Origin of the sequence: Wolbachia endosymbiont (group A) of Phasia obesa (assembly GCF_964028125.1) — a bacterium.
In the GTDB taxonomy this organism is placed as follows: Bacteria; Pseudomonadota; Alphaproteobacteria; order Rickettsiales; family Anaplasmataceae; genus Wolbachia; species Wolbachia pipientis.
This window is the reverse complement of the sequence record NZ_OZ034764.1, coordinates 524,781-541,264: the sequence shown is the minus strand read 5'-3', so window position 1 is coordinate 541,264 and position 16,484 is coordinate 524,781. Positions and strand designations below refer to the sequence as shown.

The window sequence follows — 16,484 nt, the reverse complement described above, 5'->3', positions numbered from 1 at the left end:
AATATAAAGATACATTTAAAAATTTTTTTATGGCTCTTTCTAAGTTTCTCGACCCCAAGAATGATGTTGCGTTTCGGCGTATTTTTGGTACTGAAAAAAATAAAGACATCCTCATTCACTTTCTCAATGATATTTTGGGGTTCACTGGCAAAGATGAAATAAAAGAAATAGAATTCCTCAGCACTATTCAAGATGCTGAAATTGCCTCTAAAAAACAAAGTATCGTTGATGTTCTTTGCAGGGATGAAAATGGGGTGCAAGTAATAGTCGAAATGCAAGTTGCCAAAACTAAAGGCTTTGAAAAACGCGCTCAATATTACGCTGCTAAAGCTTATTCAAGGCAAGCTGATAAAGGTGATCAATATCAGGGTCTTAAAGAAATCATTTTTATAGCTATTGCTGATTGTATTCTCTTTCCTAATAAATCTGAGTATAAGTCAGATCATGTAATGTTAGACAAAGATAGCTATGAACATGATTTAAAAGATTTTTATTTTACATTTATTGAGTTACCAAAATTTCCTAAAACTAAAGAAGACCAATTGGAGAGTATAGTTGAAAAATGGATCTATTATTTTAAATATGCAGATGAAACTAGCGAAGAAGAATTGGAAAAGATAATAGGTAGTGATGTAATAATTAAAAAGGCATATGAAGAACTAAATAGATTCAACTGGTCAGAGAAAGAATTTATTGCCTACGAACAGGAAATAAAACGTATTCGTGATGAACGGGCTGTTCTTGAACAAAAACTTGATGATGCTAAAAAGGAAGGAAAAATTGAAGTTGCAAAAACAATGCTAGCTAATAATGTTGATGTCACCACTATTGTTAAGTTTACTGGCCTCTCCATGAGTGAGATCAAAGAATTGCAGAATTAAGTGGACCCGCAAACGGTTACACGAAATAATGCTGCAGCCTGACCAGATGATAAGTACATTTAGCCTATTTATCTTTATACTTTCATGTCAATTTTATAAATCAAATTTATTTCTGTGAGTAGCTACAATTTAAAGACCTTGCTTCATCAATGTAATGGAACAAAACCTTTTTAGTAAGTTCAAAACCCTCTAAAGTCTCTCCTTCGCATCTTGCTGTAATGCAGTTTTGCGTATTTGATACCCTAAGAAGCCACCAACCTTTATTATCGGTTACCTTAACACCATCAAGATCTGAAAATACAATATTTTGCTGCTCCAGTGTTTTCTTTATTGACTCAATTATTTGAAACTTTTTCTCATCTTTCACTACAATCTTCACTTCATGAGTGATATATAACTTCGGTAAATCCTCAATCACCTGAGATAGGCTTTGGTTTTTCTTAAGCAAAATGTCAACTGCTTTAACAGCAGAATATAGCCCATCATCAAAACTTAGCTCAGAAAAGAAGAAGTGCCCGCTTAATTCACCAGCAAACTTTGCCTCTTCCTCTACCATCTTCTTCTTAACTAGTGAATGTCCAGTAGCACAGGTGATAACTTGCCCTCCTAACTTGCTAACAAAATCATGCACTTTCATACTCATTTTTACGTTAGCAATAACTTTGCTTTCTGGATATTCCTCCAACACTTCACGTGCAAAAATTATAAATAAATGGTCATTGGAAACAACGTTGCCTTTATTATCAATTAAGCGCACCCTATCGCTATCGCCATCTAGCGCAATGCCAAGATCACATCCATATTCCTTCACAATGTCAATTAATTGAGCAAGATTTTTTTCCTCTATGGGATCTGGATCATGCAGTGGAAATGCCCCATCTATAGAGTTATTGGTTACGATGTGCGTATGACCAGGCAAGATCTTTTCAATATACCTTATAATTCCACTTGCTGGACTATTTCCACAATCCCAGGCTATTTTTAATTTCTGTGTAGTATTATTCTTCACTGCACTTTTCAATATGCTAATGTACTCACTATATATATTTATGTTAATTAAGCTTCCAATTCTTGTGCTGTTTTTAATTGGACTGCTTATAATTTCCTTCATTTCTTGATCTGAGAAGACTTTTTTATTACTAAAAAATTTAAAGCCATTATATTCGCTGGGGTTATGAGAGGCAGTTATTATGATACCAAGATCCGCCTGTGTGATTTGTGTTGCAGCGTAAAGCATAGGTGAAGAGCATAGTCCAACGCGTATAACATTTGCACCGGATAAAGTTAAGCCCCTAATTAATTCTCTTTCTATACCTGGTGAATCTATTCTGCTGTCGTAGCCGACACAAACACTAGCTACGGTTTGGCCAAACTTTCTACCTATCTCGTACCCATCATTAATCTGCAAATCTTTGCCTACTATACCTCTAATATCGTATTTTCTTATAATGGTATTGTCCATACTGTACTTCTTGAAGTGACTACTATATAACATTTTGGCCAAATGCTCAAGTTTATTTATCCAACAATTAGTTGACTCTTTAAAGAAATCTGTTAATATTATAGTATATTTTTTAAAATGTAAAATTATGCCACAGGAAAACGAAAATGTATTTATAGCTGAAAGTCAAAGTTTAGATGTAGATGAACAGCAGAAAAAGGATATTTTAGATGTGATTGAATCTTGTAGCAGCTTTCAAGAGACTATAAAACAATTGGAGGAAAAAAATTTAATCTGGTATTTTATTGGCCCTTTACGCAAAGATGAGGACATTACAGGACAGATAAATTTAAAGTGGGAAAAGGAGTTCCAAAAATTTGAGCAATCAATAAATGAAACACATAGAGAATTTGAAGCATCTTTACCAAATCAAAATTTCTTAGCGTATTCAACAAAAGATGATGACTTCAAAATTAGATTTGAAAATGAAGAAAAACCAATAGAAATTAGCAATATTTTAAGAGCTAGCAGTGAAGGTAAGGTTTATAACATATCTTTAGGGAAAGATAGTCAAATAACTGCAACCAAAAAAGGCAGCGAAAGGCACTATGATTTTACTGGTTCAAGCTCATGTGAAATGACCATTAATTGGCAGGCTAAGGATTCTGAAGGTAACAGCATAGACTGTAGCATGACCGTAAAATTGGATTCTGGTGGTATACAGAGTGTTATTGGTGAGCCAAAATTTGGAGGAATAACGAGTTCAGAAGAAGTATTAAAGTTAGTTGGACAAAATAAAGAAGTTTTTATCAACAGAAAAACTCTGTATCAAGCTTTTACTGATATAGGTCAAGATATGGACAGTCTCGAGCCCACACAAGATCTATCATCGCAATTGCCTACACCAAGCAGCAGTGGGTATTCCTCTCCTAGCACACCTTCTTCACGTAGAAGTTCTATATCCACCAGCAGTGAATTTAGTGATGAAGATGAAATATTTGAGGATGATATGTCTGGTGATGAAGAAGAGTATGAGCAAGAAGGATTAAAAGATAAAGTAGATGAAATTATAAACGAAATTGAGGAACTAAAGGAAGGAAAAGAAACATTTGCTCAACATTTTGCAGCGCAGGCAAAGCAGCTTGAGGATCTAAGATTAGAACGTGACTCCTTGAGAGATAAAGTCAATGAACAACAGCGAGCGATATTTGAAAGAGGTCAAAGAATAAAGGAACAAGAGGAAGAACTACAGGATAAAAATGATGTAATAAAGAACTTAAATAATCAGTTGAAAGATAAGGAAGGTGAAACAAATGAGGCAAATAAAGAATTACAGAGAAAATTGAAGCAAAGTGAAGCTAATTTAACTGTACTAAAGGAAAAGAATGCAAATTTGGAGAATGACCTGAAGAAAATAGTGGAAGGTTTAAAGGATGATCATAAAAAGCAGTTGGCAGAACAGTTAATGGAAACAAAAAAGGAAAACAATACATTGGCTGAAACGGCGAGCCAATTGTCTGAAGAATTAAATGAATTACAGAGAGAAAAGGAAGACTTAGAGAGGGAAATTCGACAACTTGAACCTGGAAGATCACTTGCAGATTAGCTAAGCGAAGAAAATACGAAGGGGGAAATAGAAAAGCTTCAATATCAACTTAAGGAAAAGGAAGGGATGTTAACGTGTACACAGGAAGAGCTGGCATCTGTCAAAGAGAGTCTAGAGCAACTGCAGAACATATTACAGCAGGAAAAAGGTCAGGCAACTCAAACTGAAGTTGAATATGAAAGTAGAGGAACAAGCATGCAGCAGCAAGACCAAGGTATACAAGCTGTAAACAACAACTCAAGCAGAACAGCTAGTGGGTTAAGACAAGAAAACAAAAAATTGACTAGAGACAAACTAACTATATCTGAACAATTAAAACAAAAAATAAGAGAGATTGACGAGTTAAAGAAAAATTTAAAGCAACTGCAAGAAGAAAATAAACAACTCAAACAAGAAGTTACTAAAAATGCAGGAGTTGATGCATCATCTTCAACAGGTCAAAAAGAAGCTAAAGAAGCAGAAGTTATACCGCAAAACATTATGGATTGGCCTGTTCCAATTCCAGATGATAAACCGGAAGAGCAGAAAACTCCATTAGAGCCAATCAAGGTAAATACAGAATTATCAGATCCAAAATCAATCCCTGCTGAGGGTCCGGAAAAATCTCCTCCTCTTTCAAAATGATGAGTTTTGCTTCTATAGCTGACCCAAGCAACACGTCATCCCGCGATTTATTCGCGTTATCTCAGCCGCTAACACGTAGCGGGATACTTAACCGTCATACCGTGATTTATTCACAGTATCTCTTAGCCACTAACAAGCAGCGGGATGACAGCAATCCTACGTCATGCCGCCGCGGTACCTCTAGATCCCGCTAACTAGTAGCGGAATGACGAATTTTTGTTTTTCAAATTATAGCTAAACATACTGTAATTGCTATTGAATGATGGAGAGACATACTCCATTATTTTAGCACGAAGTAACAAATTCAATGAATTGGTTCTTCAAAAATAATTTAAACTTTTACAGTAGGTCATGAAATATTATAGCGATCTCATTAAAAGAAACTTTTATAAGTATCGTTGATGAGAAAGGAAAAGTTGTTAAGGAAGAAGTTGTTGCAAGCGAAAGTAAGGCAATAGCAGATTAGCCAAGGCAAAAAATACGAACCCATAGGAATAGAAAGTGGATAGTTGTCAATATCAATGTGCAAAGAGTTAAGGAGTTTTGGATTACCAGCAATTTGTGTAGATGCAAGGCATATGGCAGCAGCGTTGTCTGCAAGAATCAATAAGAATGATAAAAACGATGCGAGGGGTATAGCGCAGATGATGAGAAGTGTTAGTAAAATCAGTTGTCAAATTAAAATAGCGCTTGGAAGCAGAAGACAGCTAATGTGTAGCAAACAGCAGGTTATTGGAACAATAAGAGGGTTGTTGAAGATACATGGTCGGTAAAGGATCAAAATTTGAAACTTTCGCTTTAAGAATACAAGAGGCAATAAATAATTTGGATGAAATCAGTAGGAGTTCAATTGAAGCGTTAGTTTGTAGTTTGGAAGCAATAGAAAAGTCATTAAGAAAGCTTGACAAAATGCTTTCAGAACAAGGTGAAAAAGACGATGATTGTAAATTGTTAACTACTGTTCCAGGAGTGGGGATTATAGTAGCAATGACGTATAAAGCTGCAATTGATAACCCACATAGGTTTGAGAAATCTGATACAGTTGGAGCATATATAGGGTTGACACCAAGGCAATATTCTTCTGGAGAAGTTGATCGGCATGGCAGCATATCAAAGATGGGACCACCGGAATGTAGAAGTATGTTATATGAAGCTGCACAAACAATGCTTACAGTTACCAAGAGGACATTTAAATTAAAAAACTGGGGTTGCGAAGAAAAAAGGAATGAAAAAAGCAATTGTAGCAGTAGCAAGAAAATTAGCTGTAATTATGCATAGGATGTTGGTTGATAAAACAGAATTTTATTATCAATAAACATCAAAAGAGCATAGGACAATAATTTTATTGAAAATAAAGATAGCAATGCCGATGGAAGGGACAAGCAAGAACTTAGTTAGACTTCGTGGTAAATATGTTGCCGTCCACTTCCGCCTAACAAGTATAATGCGGCTTGACAAATTTATTGTCATCTCAGACCGCGGAGAGAACCATATGCTACTTTTAACTTATGTAAAATTACCAAGGATTATGGAGAAGATATGCTGTTTTGATTTGTGTGAAAATTATTGTTGACTTATGTGCAATTAGAGAACCTAAGTCACTTTAGCTATAATTCAGAATTGAGAGCTTTTAATAACTTTCCAATTCCCACTTTGGTCTTGGTGCAAAATTAAGTGGATCTATATAATTTTTCTGTAACCTTTCAATTCCTGTCCATCCAACCATAATTGCATTGTCTGTACATAGGTCGTTAGGGGGAAAAAATATGTTTAAGTTTATGTGTTGTTTTAATTTTTCTCTCAAGAAATTATTTGCTGCAACTCCGCCGGTAATCACAAAGTCATTGATTTTGATATTTAAAGATTCGGCCATAATAATCGCATTACTAACCCTGTCCAGCAGTATGTCACTAATACACTCTTGAAACGAAGCACATACATCACACACATCTTGCTCGCTCATTTTAAGTTCTTGTACTAAGTTTTTTACTGCTGTTTTAATCCCAGAAAACGAAAAGTTACATCCAGAACGTTTTATCATTGCCCTTGGCAGTTTGAATCTTGTGCCATTGCCTTTTTTAGCCAACTTTTCAATTAATGGGCCTCCTGGGTAGCTTAAACCCAGCATCTTAGCAACTTTATCAAATGCTTCTCCTAGTGAATCATCGAGCGTTTCTCCAAGTTTAATGTATTTACCTACATCCTGTGCAATTAAAAATTGACAGTGACCACCTGATATTAGTAGGACTAAAAATGGAAATTTTACCTCATGCAGTAACCTAATAACCAATGCATGCGCTTCTAAGTGATTCACTGCAATGAACGGTTTTTGTGCTACATGCGCAATTGCTTTAGCCATCATTGTACCAACTATTAATCCACCTATGAGTCCTGGTCCTGATGTTGCTGCAATTGCATTGAGGTCACAAAAGTTAAGGTTAGATTTTTCCACGGCGCTTTTTATTAGACCACTTAAATGCTTCATATGAGCACGTGAAGCTATTTCAGGGATCACCCCACCGCGTTTTTTGTGTTCTACTTGAGAAAGAATCTTGTGAGCAAGGACTTGCTTGTCACTATTTACAATCGCTACTGCAGTTTCGTCGCAGCTTGTTTCAACAGCTAAAATGGTTTTCATGTATATTTAGTTACTGTATTACCAAAACTATACTTTGAAACGCTGTAGAAGTTAACTGCAAAGTTAACTTCTATAGCTAAAAGATTTACCGACAACCGTCATTCCGCTACGTGTTAGCTGATGAGATACCGCGCACAACTGTACGAACATTCATTCTTAAAGGTAAACTGCACAGCAAATGGTGTCATTCCAGTGCTTGACACTGGAATCCAGCCTTGCCGTAATCTCATCAAGAACGTTGTGTTTTAACATAAGATCAGCCACTTTTATGCTCACCAACTTAGTGCCCAATCCAAATTCCTGGATTCCAGTGTCAAGCACTGGAATGACACCATCTACTACTCAAATTACCTGCAAATTGCAATGTTCGTACACCAAAAGAATGAATCGCGGTATGACGGTTCGCGGCGGCATGACGTAGGAAAACCTGCACTATAAGCTAATCATCATCTCCAAATATAGAGCTAATTTTTTTGCCCCCAGGAGAAAATTTATTAGTCCAACTGCTTTGCACTTTGGTTACGTCTTTAGTGGCAGTTTTATTGCTGTATTCCTTGATTTCCTTATCTATTCTCTCCATCATTTGTGAATCAAGGTAGCTCTTTTTCCATTGGCCAGTAGCAAGGAACACTTTGTTTAAGTCTTGAGTGCGGATTAAGTATTCTTTATCTTTAGGGTAAACCTCCTGCGCCCAAGCAAATAGCTCAAAATAGCGTGCAAATAATTCAGATGCACGTGATTTTGCAGTTTGATAAGCCTGTATCTCCTTAAATATAACTTGGCCGATAATTTTCTGCACAAGAATATTTGCTTGCTTTAGGTTCTGCTCAATATCCTGGTAAACTTTATGGAGAAATTCCTGTTCCAAACTTAAGTTCAGTTCATTTTCAACCATGTGTGAAAGTTCATGCACTATAATGTATGGGTTTGACTTCCTCAGTACAATAACATATCTATTTACACTGGAAGACCTGATTGTCTTACACACTCCCTCTTCCATATCCACTAATCCCTCTTGGTATATTTCAAATGAGAGCCTGTTTTGCTTTATTAGTGATAAAGTGAGGTTTAATGTGTTTCTAAACTTCTCAAATTGATAGAGATATTCGACATACCGTATTGCATTTTCACTGCTTCCTACTTGAGTTGCTTGTTTTATTAAATTCCTGATTAGCATACCTTATTATTAAAGGAATTCTTTTTATACTCAAGAATTGATTGGCTACAAAGTGTTTTTAGGAAGCCTGATTGCATAGCTAAAGTAATTCATGTTTACTGATAACCGTCATACCGCTGCTTGTCAGCGGGATCTATGGTGAGATACCGTGAATGAATCCATAGCTGTACGAACATTCATTTTTGAAGGTAAATTGCACAGCAAATGGTGTCATTCCAGTGCTCTTTTTTTGTCATCCCAGTCTGGGATCTATTTTGCATGTAACTCCAATTGTGTTTTGGCATAAAACGCGACACGTATTAGACTTATTTGCAAGCAAAGCTTGCTAGATCCAAGTAGTCAGGGCACTGGGATGACATTACAGGGGCACTGAAATGACACCATTTTCGGTCTCTTAAATTGCTTTAGCCATAAATATTTAAGAAATTTACTAAATAAAAAAAAGGCAAAAGAAGCCCCGTGGTGGTTGGCTATTTACTATGTACTAAAATATCGGCGTTTTTTTTATTCTAAAACGCTTGATTAAGAGCGATTTAGCTGCTTTTAACTTGCAACTAACCTACACCGCAAGTGTTTAAGAAATTTACTAAGCAGGAAAAAAGGCAAAGAAACCCCGTAGTAGCTAGCATTCAAATTCTCCCTTGTCAATTTGACGTTTTTTGCTGTCTTAAACGCTTTGTAAGCGCGTTTCGGCTTATATAGGTAAAAACCTAAAAATTTTTAAAGACATGCGATGCACGTAGTGCGAAAAATTAAACATGAGACGCCAAATACCCTAAGTTTTTTGTCATTAACCTGCACAGATTGCGAAGATAAATAAATAGCTTCACTGTTATGATAAGGGGGCTGGCGAAACTTGTAAAGGAATTTTTTACATCTAATTTATAGCTCCCTGCATGATATCACGTATTATCTATACCAAGGAGTTCTGCTTGTAGATATTATACCAACAATCCACTATTTTTTTTATGTCTTGTGGTTTAGTTTCTGGACCTATACTGATTCTAATTGAACACTCTGTTTGCTCTTTTGTTGCCCCCATTGCAAGCAAAACATGAGAAGGCTCAACTTTTCCAGAAGAACATGCGGAGCCATTACTAACTGCAATATAATTCAAGTCAAAATGCATGAGCTGCACATCACTCTTTACTCCTGGCATATAAATAAAACTTGTGTTTGGCAGCCTCTTAGAGTTTTTACCGAAGATTCTTATGTCACTGACAAGATTTAATAATTCACACTCTAATTGATCGCGTAGCTCCTTTACTTCATCCATTTTTGATAGAAGATCTGGAATATTTTGCAGTGCAGCAGAAAGGCCTGCAATCGCAACAATATTTTCCGTACCACCACGAAATCCCTTCTCTTGTCCACCACCTATTATAATAGGTTCTATCGCAAGTTCTTTATTGAATATTAAAACTCCACTGCCTGCTACACCGCCAAATTTATGGGCGGATAAAGTGAGTAAATCCACTCCTAAATCTTCCATATTAACTTTAATTTTCCCAACACTTTGAGCAGTGTCAGTGTGGCAAATTGCTCCAAATTTGTGGGCTATTTCAGCTATTTCCTCAATAGGTTGAATAACTCCGGTTTCGTTATTTGCCATCATAACTGAAACTATTGCTTTGTTTCCTTTAAGTTCGCTTAGAATTTTTTCTAGCTCTAAAAAGTCAACAATGCCCTCCTGATTAACGGGTATTATGTATGGATTACATGCAGAATTAAGAATTGAAGGATGCTCTATAGCTGAAATTACATGCAGGTAGCCTGCTATTCCTCTCATAACAAGGTTATTCGCTTCGGTTGCACCAGACGTGAAAACTATTTCTTTATCACTTGAGACGCCAATAGCACCACGTACGTTATCTCTTGCATCCTGAAGAATCTTCCTCGCTTCTTGTCCTCTTTTATGTAGTGATGATGGATTGAGCGTTTGTTTTAACAAGACCTCAAATATACTTTTTTTTACATTTTCACTAATTGGAGCAGTTGCATTGTAATCAGCATATACGCAACCACTATTTTCTAAAGAGAATGGACTCATCTGTCACTTAAATAAGTTTACCATCAACTATAGCCATAACTATGTACGTTAGCTTTAACACGATAAAAAATTTATTGCAAAAACAGCGAAATTAATACATAATTAATAACTCACGTCATTAATACCTGTCAAGCGGGTTCTTATTAGGGGTTACCATGGTTGAAGTTTTTTTGAATAATGCAACAAGAAAGATAGAAGGTGAATACCACCAAAGCAAAGATGCCAACGCGCCGGTTGTGCTGGTTTTACATCATCATCCTCAATATGGTGGTAATATGGATAGTAAAATTGTACATAGTACATATACGTCTTTTATCGATAACAATTTTTCTGCATTGAAGATTAACTTTCGTGGTGTGGGAAAATCTACCGGAACTTTTGATAAGGGTATAGGAGAATTAACTGACGCTGCGGTAGCCATTGATTGGCTTCAGGAACATAATCCTAGCAATGTTCCAATTTGGATCGCTGGTTTTTCTTTTGGAGCATGGGTGGCTATGCAGCTAACAATGCGCCGCCCTGAGATAGTGGGTTTTATTGCTCTTTCTCTTCCGGTAACTAAGTACGATTTTTCTTTTCTTTCTCCCTGTCCAGTTTCTGGGCTTATAATACAAAGCAGTAATGATACAATCTCAGAAGAAAGCGATGTAACAGAATTAGCAAAAAGGTTGATAAATTCAGTAAGAAGTGATCACATGAAATACCATATAATAGATGATACTAATCACTTTCTAAAGAATAAAGAAGAGGAAGTGACTCAAATCGTGGACAATTATATAAAACTGCGCTTGAATAGTGCAACTATTTCTTTTCAAAAGGTCAAAAAAGAGGTAAGGGTAAAAGAATATGCCTAATCTTTACAAACAAGAGAAATGAGTGTAGTAATATAAATGAAAAGGTTTTGTTATGTTTAAAAAGCTATTATTTTTTGTTTTAGCTGTGTTTATGTTATCGGGGTGTTCCCTAAGTAAACAGCGCAAGTTAAAAAGTCCGTGTATAAAAAGCAATGAAAGCATTTCATGCGAGTTGTACTCTGTTAATGATCATTGGTTAGATAAGTATAAGGCATAGAAATTGTGCTATTTTTCCTATTCACAACTTCACTAATGATCGATCTCTCAATTGGAAAATGCAGTCTGCCTTTTCTGCAAGGAGATGATTGTGTGTTACTATAAGCATAGAGCTGTTATTTTCCTTTACGTATGAATGTAGCAGTAAAAACACCTTAAAAGAATTTGTTGGATCTAAATTTCCTGTTGGCTCATCTGCAAGTAAAAGCTTTGGAGAATTTACAATGCTTCTTGCAATTGCAACTCTCTGCCTTTCCCCACCCGAAACTTCAGATACCATGCTACTTGCTTTGTTTTCCAGACCAAATTTTTCCAACATTGCTTGCGAATTTTTTTTTGCTTCAGCTTTGCTTTTTCCTGCAATGAGTTGAGGAAGCATAATATTTTCCAACACCGATAACTCTTGTAACAAATAGTGAAATTGATAAACAAAACTAAGAAAATTTCTTCTTACATGAGTTTTATGCTTATTACTGGCTTGTGTGCAATTTATTCCATCTATCGTAACTATACCTGAAGTTGGCTTGTCCAACAAGCCTGCGATTTGCAATATAGTTGTTTTCCCTGCACCTGAATTGCCAATCAGCGCTACTACTTGCCCTCTTGTAACACTTAAATTGATATCCTTTACAACAGCAGAATTGTCCTTGAAGCTTTTATCTACAGAAGTTAGTTCTAGTGCTACATTACCACCCATGTTTAAAAGATCCAGAAGGCATCTAAGTTTTAGTAATAATTAAACCGAAAAACTGTTACCACAACCACATTGAGACTTAGCAAAGGCATTCTTTATTTGAAAACCAGAACCACTGAGATCCTCAGTATAATCTATAACTGAGTTATTTAAAAATTTTGCTGAACAATTATCAACCATTAATACAGGGTTTCCATTTTCATCATTAATTACTATATCTTTACCTTTTTTGCTAAAACTGGAGTGGCTTCTATAGTCCTCACTTTCTTCATAGTCATCATCTTCGTCTTCGTCATCAAACTCATCATCGTAATCATCGTCTTCATCATCCAAAGATAGATTTTTATTCATTTGATCCATAAGAAAATTGTATTTGAAGCCAGAACATCCACCACCTGAAACTGCAACCCGTAAAATGGAACTCTTATCCCCTTCCTGCTCTGCAAGAGAGTGGATTTTTTTTAGTGCATTATCAGTTAAGTTGATGTTGTAATTTGTTGACATAGTAACCACCGTTTATTATTGATAACTTATTATAGTAGAAATTTTACATGTCAAACAATAATTTTCTATTAAATTATGCATGTTTTCCAAGCAAAACAAAAGGGAGATACTTCAAAGAGCCAGAAGATGAGAATCGCAGCTGCTTTCAGCGTGATAGGGACCGTATCATTCACTCTAATGCGTTTAGAAAGTTGGAGTACAAAACACAAGTTTTTATCAATTATGAGCACGACTACTATCGCACTCGGCTTACTCATAGCCTTGAAGTTGCACAAATTGCAAGGTCCATTGCGCGTAGACTTGGCTTAAATGAGGATATCACTGAATGCATAGCGCTCGCACATGATCTTGGTCATCCTCCATTTGGTCATGCAGGTGAAGATGCTCTAAAGAAATCAGTTCAAGATTTGAATCTTGATAATGAGAAGTATGAGTTTGATCATAATGTTCAAGCTATAAGGATTTTAACTTATCTTGAACAAAAACATGCTGATTTTGATGGTATGAATCTAAGTTGGGAGGTGATTGAAGGAGTTGCAAAACATAACGGTCCCTTGCTTGGTCAAAACGCGGAGTCTTCTACAAGTAATCAGCTGTTATTAGAATACAACAAAAAATATGATCTAAAACTTGAAGAATTTTCAAGCATTGAAGCGCAAGTTGCTTCAATTGCCGATGATATTGCTTACAGTGTTCACGATCTTGATGATGCACTCAGGGCGAATTTAGTAACCATCGAAGATTTGCTGAATGTTCCTTTAATTGAAAAAATGTTTAAAGACATAAGGAGCAGATATTCAGAATTGCCTCAGAGCAAACTCATACATGAATCACTGAGTGGAACTATAGGAACTATGATAAGTGATGTTGTTTCTCAGACTGAAAGAAATATTGAAGATCACAAAATAAAAAGCGTAGAAGACGTAAGAAGTCTAAATAAAATGCTAGTCACATTTTCACCAGAAGTTGCGAATGCTACAAAAGAAATGAAAAGATTCAACATGGAGAAAATATACAGAAGCTATAAACTGAGTAGAACGATGAACAAAGCAAAACGCATAATACAGGAACTCTTTCAATGTTTTTATGAAAACCCAGGATTACTTCCCACAGAGTGGAGCAAACTCGCTTGTGAATCTCAGCGTTCAGTAATAATATGTGACTATATCTCAGGTATGACAGATAGATTTGCTATACACGAGCACAGAAGAATTTTTGATACCTCATACGAAATGACTTCTTTCTAATGACTGATGATCATTTCATGTCAATTGCATTAAGGCTTGCAGAAAAAAATCTTGGAAATGTTGCACCAAATCCTGCTGTCGGGTGTGTTATTGTAAAGGATGGTACAATTGTTAGTGAGGGATACACAGGGATTGGTGGGCGTCCGCATGCGGAGGTAGTCGCTTTGCAAAACGCTAAAGATTCAACTCATGGCGCAACTATATATATCACTCTTGAGCCATGTTGTCATCACGGAGTCACGGGGCCTTGCACTGCAAAAATCATAAAAGCTAGCATAAAAAGAGTAGTAATTGCAACTATTGACCCAGATAGTAGAGTTTCAGGCAGAGGCATGAAAGCTCTGAAAGAAGCAGGAATTGAAGTTGAGCAAGGTATTATGCAAAAAGAGGCAAAAGAACTGAATGTCGGTTTTTTCACCACTAAAGAATTACATAGACCATTTATAGCTTGCAAAGTCGCAACAACTCTTGACGGAAAAATCGCAACATTTACAGGCGATAGCAAATGGATAACAAGTGAAAATACGAGAAATTGGGTGCATGAGCTTAGAGCAAAATATGATGCAATTATGATTGGCAGCAATACTCTTATTAATGATGATCCACTCTTAACTTGCAGATTACCAGGACTTGGAAGTAGATCGCCAATAAGGCTAATTATAGATAGCCAAGGGAGATTAAAGGAAGAGCATAACATTGCAAAGACTGCAGACAAAGTAATAACTTGGGTCATCACAAATAAAGAAGTAGAGAAAAAAATAAAAAACATTAACTACTTAGTAGTTAATTCAAGCAACGCAGGTAAGGTTTGCCTAAAGGACATGGCATTAAAACTTGTTTCAGAAATTGGTATAACAAGATTATTAGTTGAAGGTGGAGGAGTGTTAATCACAGAACTATTAAAGTGTAATTTAATCGACAGGTTGATAATATGCCGCAGTGGTAAAATTTTAGGCAATGATGCCACTCCTTTTGTAGGAGATTTAGGGATTCAATTCATTAACAACTGTTATCAGTTTAAAAAAACAAAGATAATAGAGTTTAGTGAGGATATAGTTGAGGTTTGGGATAGGTCGTCATAATCCTTACATACTCAAACAGTAAAAAAAAGGTATCCGTTCAGCGGAGCGGTAAAATAAAAAGTAGACAAGGAGTGCTAAAAACATAATATCACAAGTAGTATGTGTGGTAAATATGTCTGATCTACTAGCTAGTCTTCTCAAGCTCTGTGAAAGCTTTAAAATAGAGATAGAGCAACTAAAAGCAGAGATAAAGAGGTTAGAGATAGAAAACGAAAATTTTAGATCTGAGAATAAGGCGCTAAGAATCGAAAATGCTGAATTGAAAGAAAGACTAGGTCTGAATTCACAAAATTCATCGATACCGAGCTCAAAAGAGTTATACAAGCTAAAGAAGAAAAAGAAAAAAAGTGACAGGAAAATAGGGGCACAGATTGGGCATGAAGGAAAGTATCGCCCTAAAATGGAAGCAGATGAAGTGGTGAAAATAGAGTTCTTGCGAGTGCGGAGGAGAAATTGCGATATCGAAAGAGCCATACATTCATCAAAAAGTTGATTTGCCAGCTTATGTTGTGGAATACCAATGGCCGCTGTTGCAAGTGTGGAAAAAGAAAAAGTAGCAGGCTACCAGAAGGTGTTACTGCGGATACATTTGGTCCAAAAGTTAAGTCAACAATTGCGGCGCTGAGCGGATTTTACAAGAACTCGAAAAGAGAAGTAGCAAATATTATAAAAAATATTTTCAACCTGGACATCAGTGTTGGTAGCGTGTCAAATAGCGAGGCTAGAGTTGCAGAAAAATGCCAAGAAGCATATGAGCAAATCGAGCAAGAAGTAAGTAAAAGTGAAGTTCTGCATATCGATGAAACGAGCCATTATAACAAAGGTAAACTTGGTTGGTGCTGGATGTTTGCCAGTAATACAGCAAGTTTTATAAAATTGACAGAGTCAAGAGGAATGAAGGTTTTACAAAATAGTAAGTTCTGCAATCGCAATAGCTTACGACAGGTACGCAGCATACAACTACTTTGCCGATAAGAACAGGCAAATCTGTTGGGCACATTTATCAAGAGATTTTGAAAGATTAGCACATAGTTGAAGTTAAAGTTCTGGGCTGTTACTTAAGAAACGTAGCCACTGAATTATTTGCACTAAAAAAGGCCTTGCTAAAAAATGAGATAGATGTTTTTAGATTTACCAGACGTGCCAGAAAATTGCGAAAACGTACAAGGTATTACTTGAAGCCGTTTACCTGAAGCAATTGGAGCTTCTCGAGTTGCAAAAAATATTTTGAAATCTGAAAGAATAATGTGGAATTTTTTAGATGACCCAGAAAACATTCCGCTGACAAATAACCATGCTGAACGGCAAATACGGCATTATGTCGTTTATCGCAAAAATTCATATTTTACCCAATCGAAGTGGGGAACTTGAACGGATAATTTCATTATACTTGACATGGAAACAAATGGGCTTTCCAAAACCTCTTATCTATCATCTCTCACACCGCTTAGCTGAACGGATACAACCCAA

The 16,484-nt window shown here is 36.1% G+C and carries 15 protein-coding genes and 1 pseudogene; 9 read left to right on the top strand and 7 right to left on the bottom strand.

The features are described from left to right. Nucleotides 1-29: 29 nt before the first annotated feature. Nucleotides 30-881, top strand: a complete 852-nt coding sequence (locus ABWU29_RS02720) for an Rpn family recombination-promoting nuclease/putative transposase (protein ID WP_015589151.1) — start codon at nucleotides 30-32, stop codon at nucleotides 879-881. Between the two features lie 106 nt (nucleotides 882-987). Here ABWU29_RS02720 and ABWU29_RS02715 read toward each other — a convergent pair whose 3' ends face one another. Then, nucleotides 988-2,343, bottom strand: a complete 1,356-nt coding sequence (locus tag ABWU29_RS02715) for a phosphomannomutase/phosphoglucomutase (protein WP_227738550.1) — start codon at nucleotides 2,341-2,343, stop codon at nucleotides 988-990. A gap of 127 nt (nucleotides 2,344-2,470) precedes the next feature. On the opposite strand from ABWU29_RS02715, the gene ABWU29_RS02710 reads away from it, so the two are divergent. The 4 genes from ABWU29_RS02710 to ABWU29_RS02695 all read left to right on the top strand — a co-directional run bounded on the left by ABWU29_RS02710 (nucleotide 2,471) and on the right by ABWU29_RS02695 (nucleotide 5,830). Beyond that, nucleotides 2,471-3,928 (top strand): hypothetical protein, encoded by a 1,458-nt coding sequence (locus ABWU29_RS02710; protein WP_246039479.1) that lies wholly within the window; start codon nucleotides 2,471-2,473, stop codon nucleotides 3,926-3,928. A gap of 66 nt (nucleotides 3,929-3,994) precedes the next feature. Further along, nucleotides 3,995-4,552 carry a hypothetical protein gene (locus tag ABWU29_RS02705; RefSeq protein ID WP_246039478.1) on the top strand — a complete coding sequence of 186 codons (558 nt, stop codon included), beginning with the start codon at nucleotides 3,995-3,997 and terminating at the stop codon, nucleotides 4,550-4,552. A gap of 521 nt (nucleotides 4,553-5,073) precedes the next feature. Beyond that, nucleotides 5,074-5,325 (top strand): hypothetical protein, encoded by a 252-nt coding sequence (locus ABWU29_RS02700; protein ID WP_051062211.1) that lies wholly within the window; start codon nucleotides 5,074-5,076, stop codon nucleotides 5,323-5,325. After that, complete coding sequence (locus ABWU29_RS02695) at nucleotides 5,315-5,830, top strand: IS110 family transposase (RefSeq protein ID WP_051062213.1); 516 nt, start codon at nucleotides 5,315-5,317, stop codon at nucleotides 5,828-5,830. Before ABWU29_RS02700 ends, ABWU29_RS02695 begins: the two co-directional genes overlap by 11 nt. A gap of 352 nt (nucleotides 5,831-6,182) precedes the next feature. On the opposite strand, the gene tsaD is transcribed toward ABWU29_RS02695, so the two are convergent. The 4 genes from tsaD to ABWU29_RS02675 form a co-directional block, all read right to left on the bottom strand. Beyond that, a complete protein-coding gene (gene tsaD, locus ABWU29_RS02690; protein WP_015589155.1) occupies nucleotides 6,183-7,190 on the bottom strand; it encodes a tRNA (adenosine(37)-N6)-threonylcarbamoyltransferase complex transferase subunit TsaD in 1,008 nt (335 codons plus the stop codon). A gap of 156 nt (nucleotides 7,191-7,346) precedes the next feature. Further along, nucleotides 7,347-7,511: a hypothetical protein gene (locus tag ABWU29_RS02685; protein ID WP_022626335.1), complete on the bottom strand. Its 165-nt coding sequence runs from the start codon at nucleotides 7,509-7,511 to the stop codon at nucleotides 7,347-7,349. Nucleotides 7,512-7,629: 118 nt separating this feature from the next. Then, a complete protein-coding gene (locus tag ABWU29_RS02680) occupies nucleotides 7,630-8,367 on the bottom strand; it encodes a hypothetical protein (protein WP_010081987.1) in 738 nt (245 codons plus the stop codon). Between the two features lie 913 nt (nucleotides 8,368-9,280). Next, nucleotides 9,281-10,417: a cysteine desulfurase family protein gene (locus ABWU29_RS02675; RefSeq protein WP_151808057.1), complete on the bottom strand. Its 1,137-nt coding sequence runs from the start codon at nucleotides 10,415-10,417 to the stop codon at nucleotides 9,281-9,283. Between the two features lie 155 nt (nucleotides 10,418-10,572). Here ABWU29_RS02675 and ABWU29_RS02670 point away from each other — a divergent pair, with 155 nt between their 5' ends. Further along, entirely contained in the window at nucleotides 10,573-11,271 is a 699-nt protein-coding gene (locus tag ABWU29_RS02670) for an alpha/beta hydrolase (protein ID WP_353280108.1), read from the top strand. Nucleotides 11,272-11,509: 238 nt separating this feature from the next. On the opposite strand, the gene ABWU29_RS02660 is transcribed toward ABWU29_RS02670, so the two are convergent. Then, nucleotides 11,510-12,184: an ABC transporter ATP-binding protein gene (locus ABWU29_RS02660; protein ID WP_015589159.1), complete on the bottom strand. Its 675-nt coding sequence runs from the start codon at nucleotides 12,182-12,184 to the stop codon at nucleotides 11,510-11,512. A 39-nt stretch (nucleotides 12,185-12,223) separates the two neighbouring features. Beyond that, nucleotides 12,224-12,685: a HesB/IscA family protein gene (locus ABWU29_RS02655; protein ID WP_141456915.1), complete on the bottom strand. Its 462-nt coding sequence runs from the start codon at nucleotides 12,683-12,685 to the stop codon at nucleotides 12,224-12,226. A 47-nt stretch (nucleotides 12,686-12,732) separates the two neighbouring features. Here ABWU29_RS02655 and ABWU29_RS02650 point away from each other — a divergent pair, with 47 nt between their 5' ends. The 3 genes and pseudogenes from ABWU29_RS02650 to tnpC all read left to right on the top strand — a co-directional run bounded on the left by ABWU29_RS02650 (nucleotide 12,733) and on the right by tnpC (nucleotide 16,465). Next, nucleotides 12,733-13,932 carry a deoxyguanosinetriphosphate triphosphohydrolase gene (locus tag ABWU29_RS02650; protein WP_065106726.1) on the top strand — a complete coding sequence of 400 codons (1,200 nt, stop codon included), beginning with the start codon at nucleotides 12,733-12,735 and terminating at the stop codon, nucleotides 13,930-13,932. Further along, nucleotides 13,932-15,014 (top strand): bifunctional diaminohydroxyphosphoribosylaminopyrimidine deaminase/5-amino-6-(5-phosphoribosylamino)uracil reductase RibD, encoded by a 1,083-nt coding sequence (gene ribD, locus ABWU29_RS02645; RefSeq protein WP_015589162.1) that lies wholly within the window; start codon nucleotides 13,932-13,934, stop codon nucleotides 15,012-15,014. The genes ABWU29_RS02650 and ribD overlap by 1 nt, the downstream gene beginning before the upstream one ends. A 112-nt stretch (nucleotides 15,015-15,126) precedes the next feature. Further along, a pseudogene (gene tnpC, locus ABWU29_RS02640) lies at nucleotides 15,127-16,465 on the top strand (IS66 family transposase). Nucleotides 16,466-16,484: the final 19 nt, after the last annotated feature.

Coding starts and splice junctions, on each gene's coding strand:
- ABWU29_RS02695 (WP_051062213.1), top strand. CDS start 5,315: ATGGTCGGTAAAGGATCAAAATTTGAAACTTTCGCTTTAAGAATACAA.
- ABWU29_RS02650 (WP_065106726.1), top strand. CDS start 12,733: ATGTCAAACAATAATTTTCTATTAAATTATGCATGTTTTCCAAGCAAA.
- tsaD (WP_015589155.1), bottom strand. CDS start 7,190: ATGAAAACCATTTTAGCTGTTGAAACAAGCTGCGACGAAACTGCAGTA.
- ABWU29_RS02705 (WP_246039478.1), top strand. CDS start 3,995: ATGTTAACGTGTACACAGGAAGAGCTGGCATCTGTCAAAGAGAGTCTA.
- ABWU29_RS02670 (WP_353280108.1), top strand. CDS start 10,573: ATGGTTGAAGTTTTTTTGAATAATGCAACAAGAAAGATAGAAGGTGAA.
- ABWU29_RS02655 (WP_141456915.1), bottom strand. CDS start 12,685: ATGTCAACAAATTACAACATCAACTTAACTGATAATGCACTAAAAAAA.
- ribD (WP_015589162.1), top strand. CDS start 13,932: ATGACTGATGATCATTTCATGTCAATTGCATTAAGGCTTGCAGAAAAA.
- ABWU29_RS02700 (WP_051062211.1), top strand. CDS start 5,074: ATGTGCAAAGAGTTAAGGAGTTTTGGATTACCAGCAATTTGTGTAGAT.
- ABWU29_RS02715 (WP_227738550.1), bottom strand. CDS start 2,343: ATGGACAATACCATTATAAGAAAATACGATATTAGAGGTATAGTAGGC.
- ABWU29_RS02675 (WP_151808057.1), bottom strand. CDS start 10,417: ATGAGTCCATTCTCTTTAGAAAATAGTGGTTGCGTATATGCTGATTAC.
- ABWU29_RS02720 (WP_015589151.1), top strand. CDS start 30: ATGGCTCTTTCTAAGTTTCTCGACCCCAAGAATGATGTTGCGTTTCGG.
- ABWU29_RS02680 (WP_010081987.1), bottom strand. CDS start 8,367: ATGCTAATCAGGAATTTAATAAAACAAGCAACTCAAGTAGGAAGCAGT.
- ABWU29_RS02710 (WP_246039479.1), top strand. CDS start 2,471: ATGCCACAGGAAAACGAAAATGTATTTATAGCTGAAAGTCAAAGTTTA.
- ABWU29_RS02660 (WP_015589159.1), bottom strand. CDS start 12,184: ATGGGTGGTAATGTAGCACTAGAACTAACTTCTGTAGATAAAAGCTTC.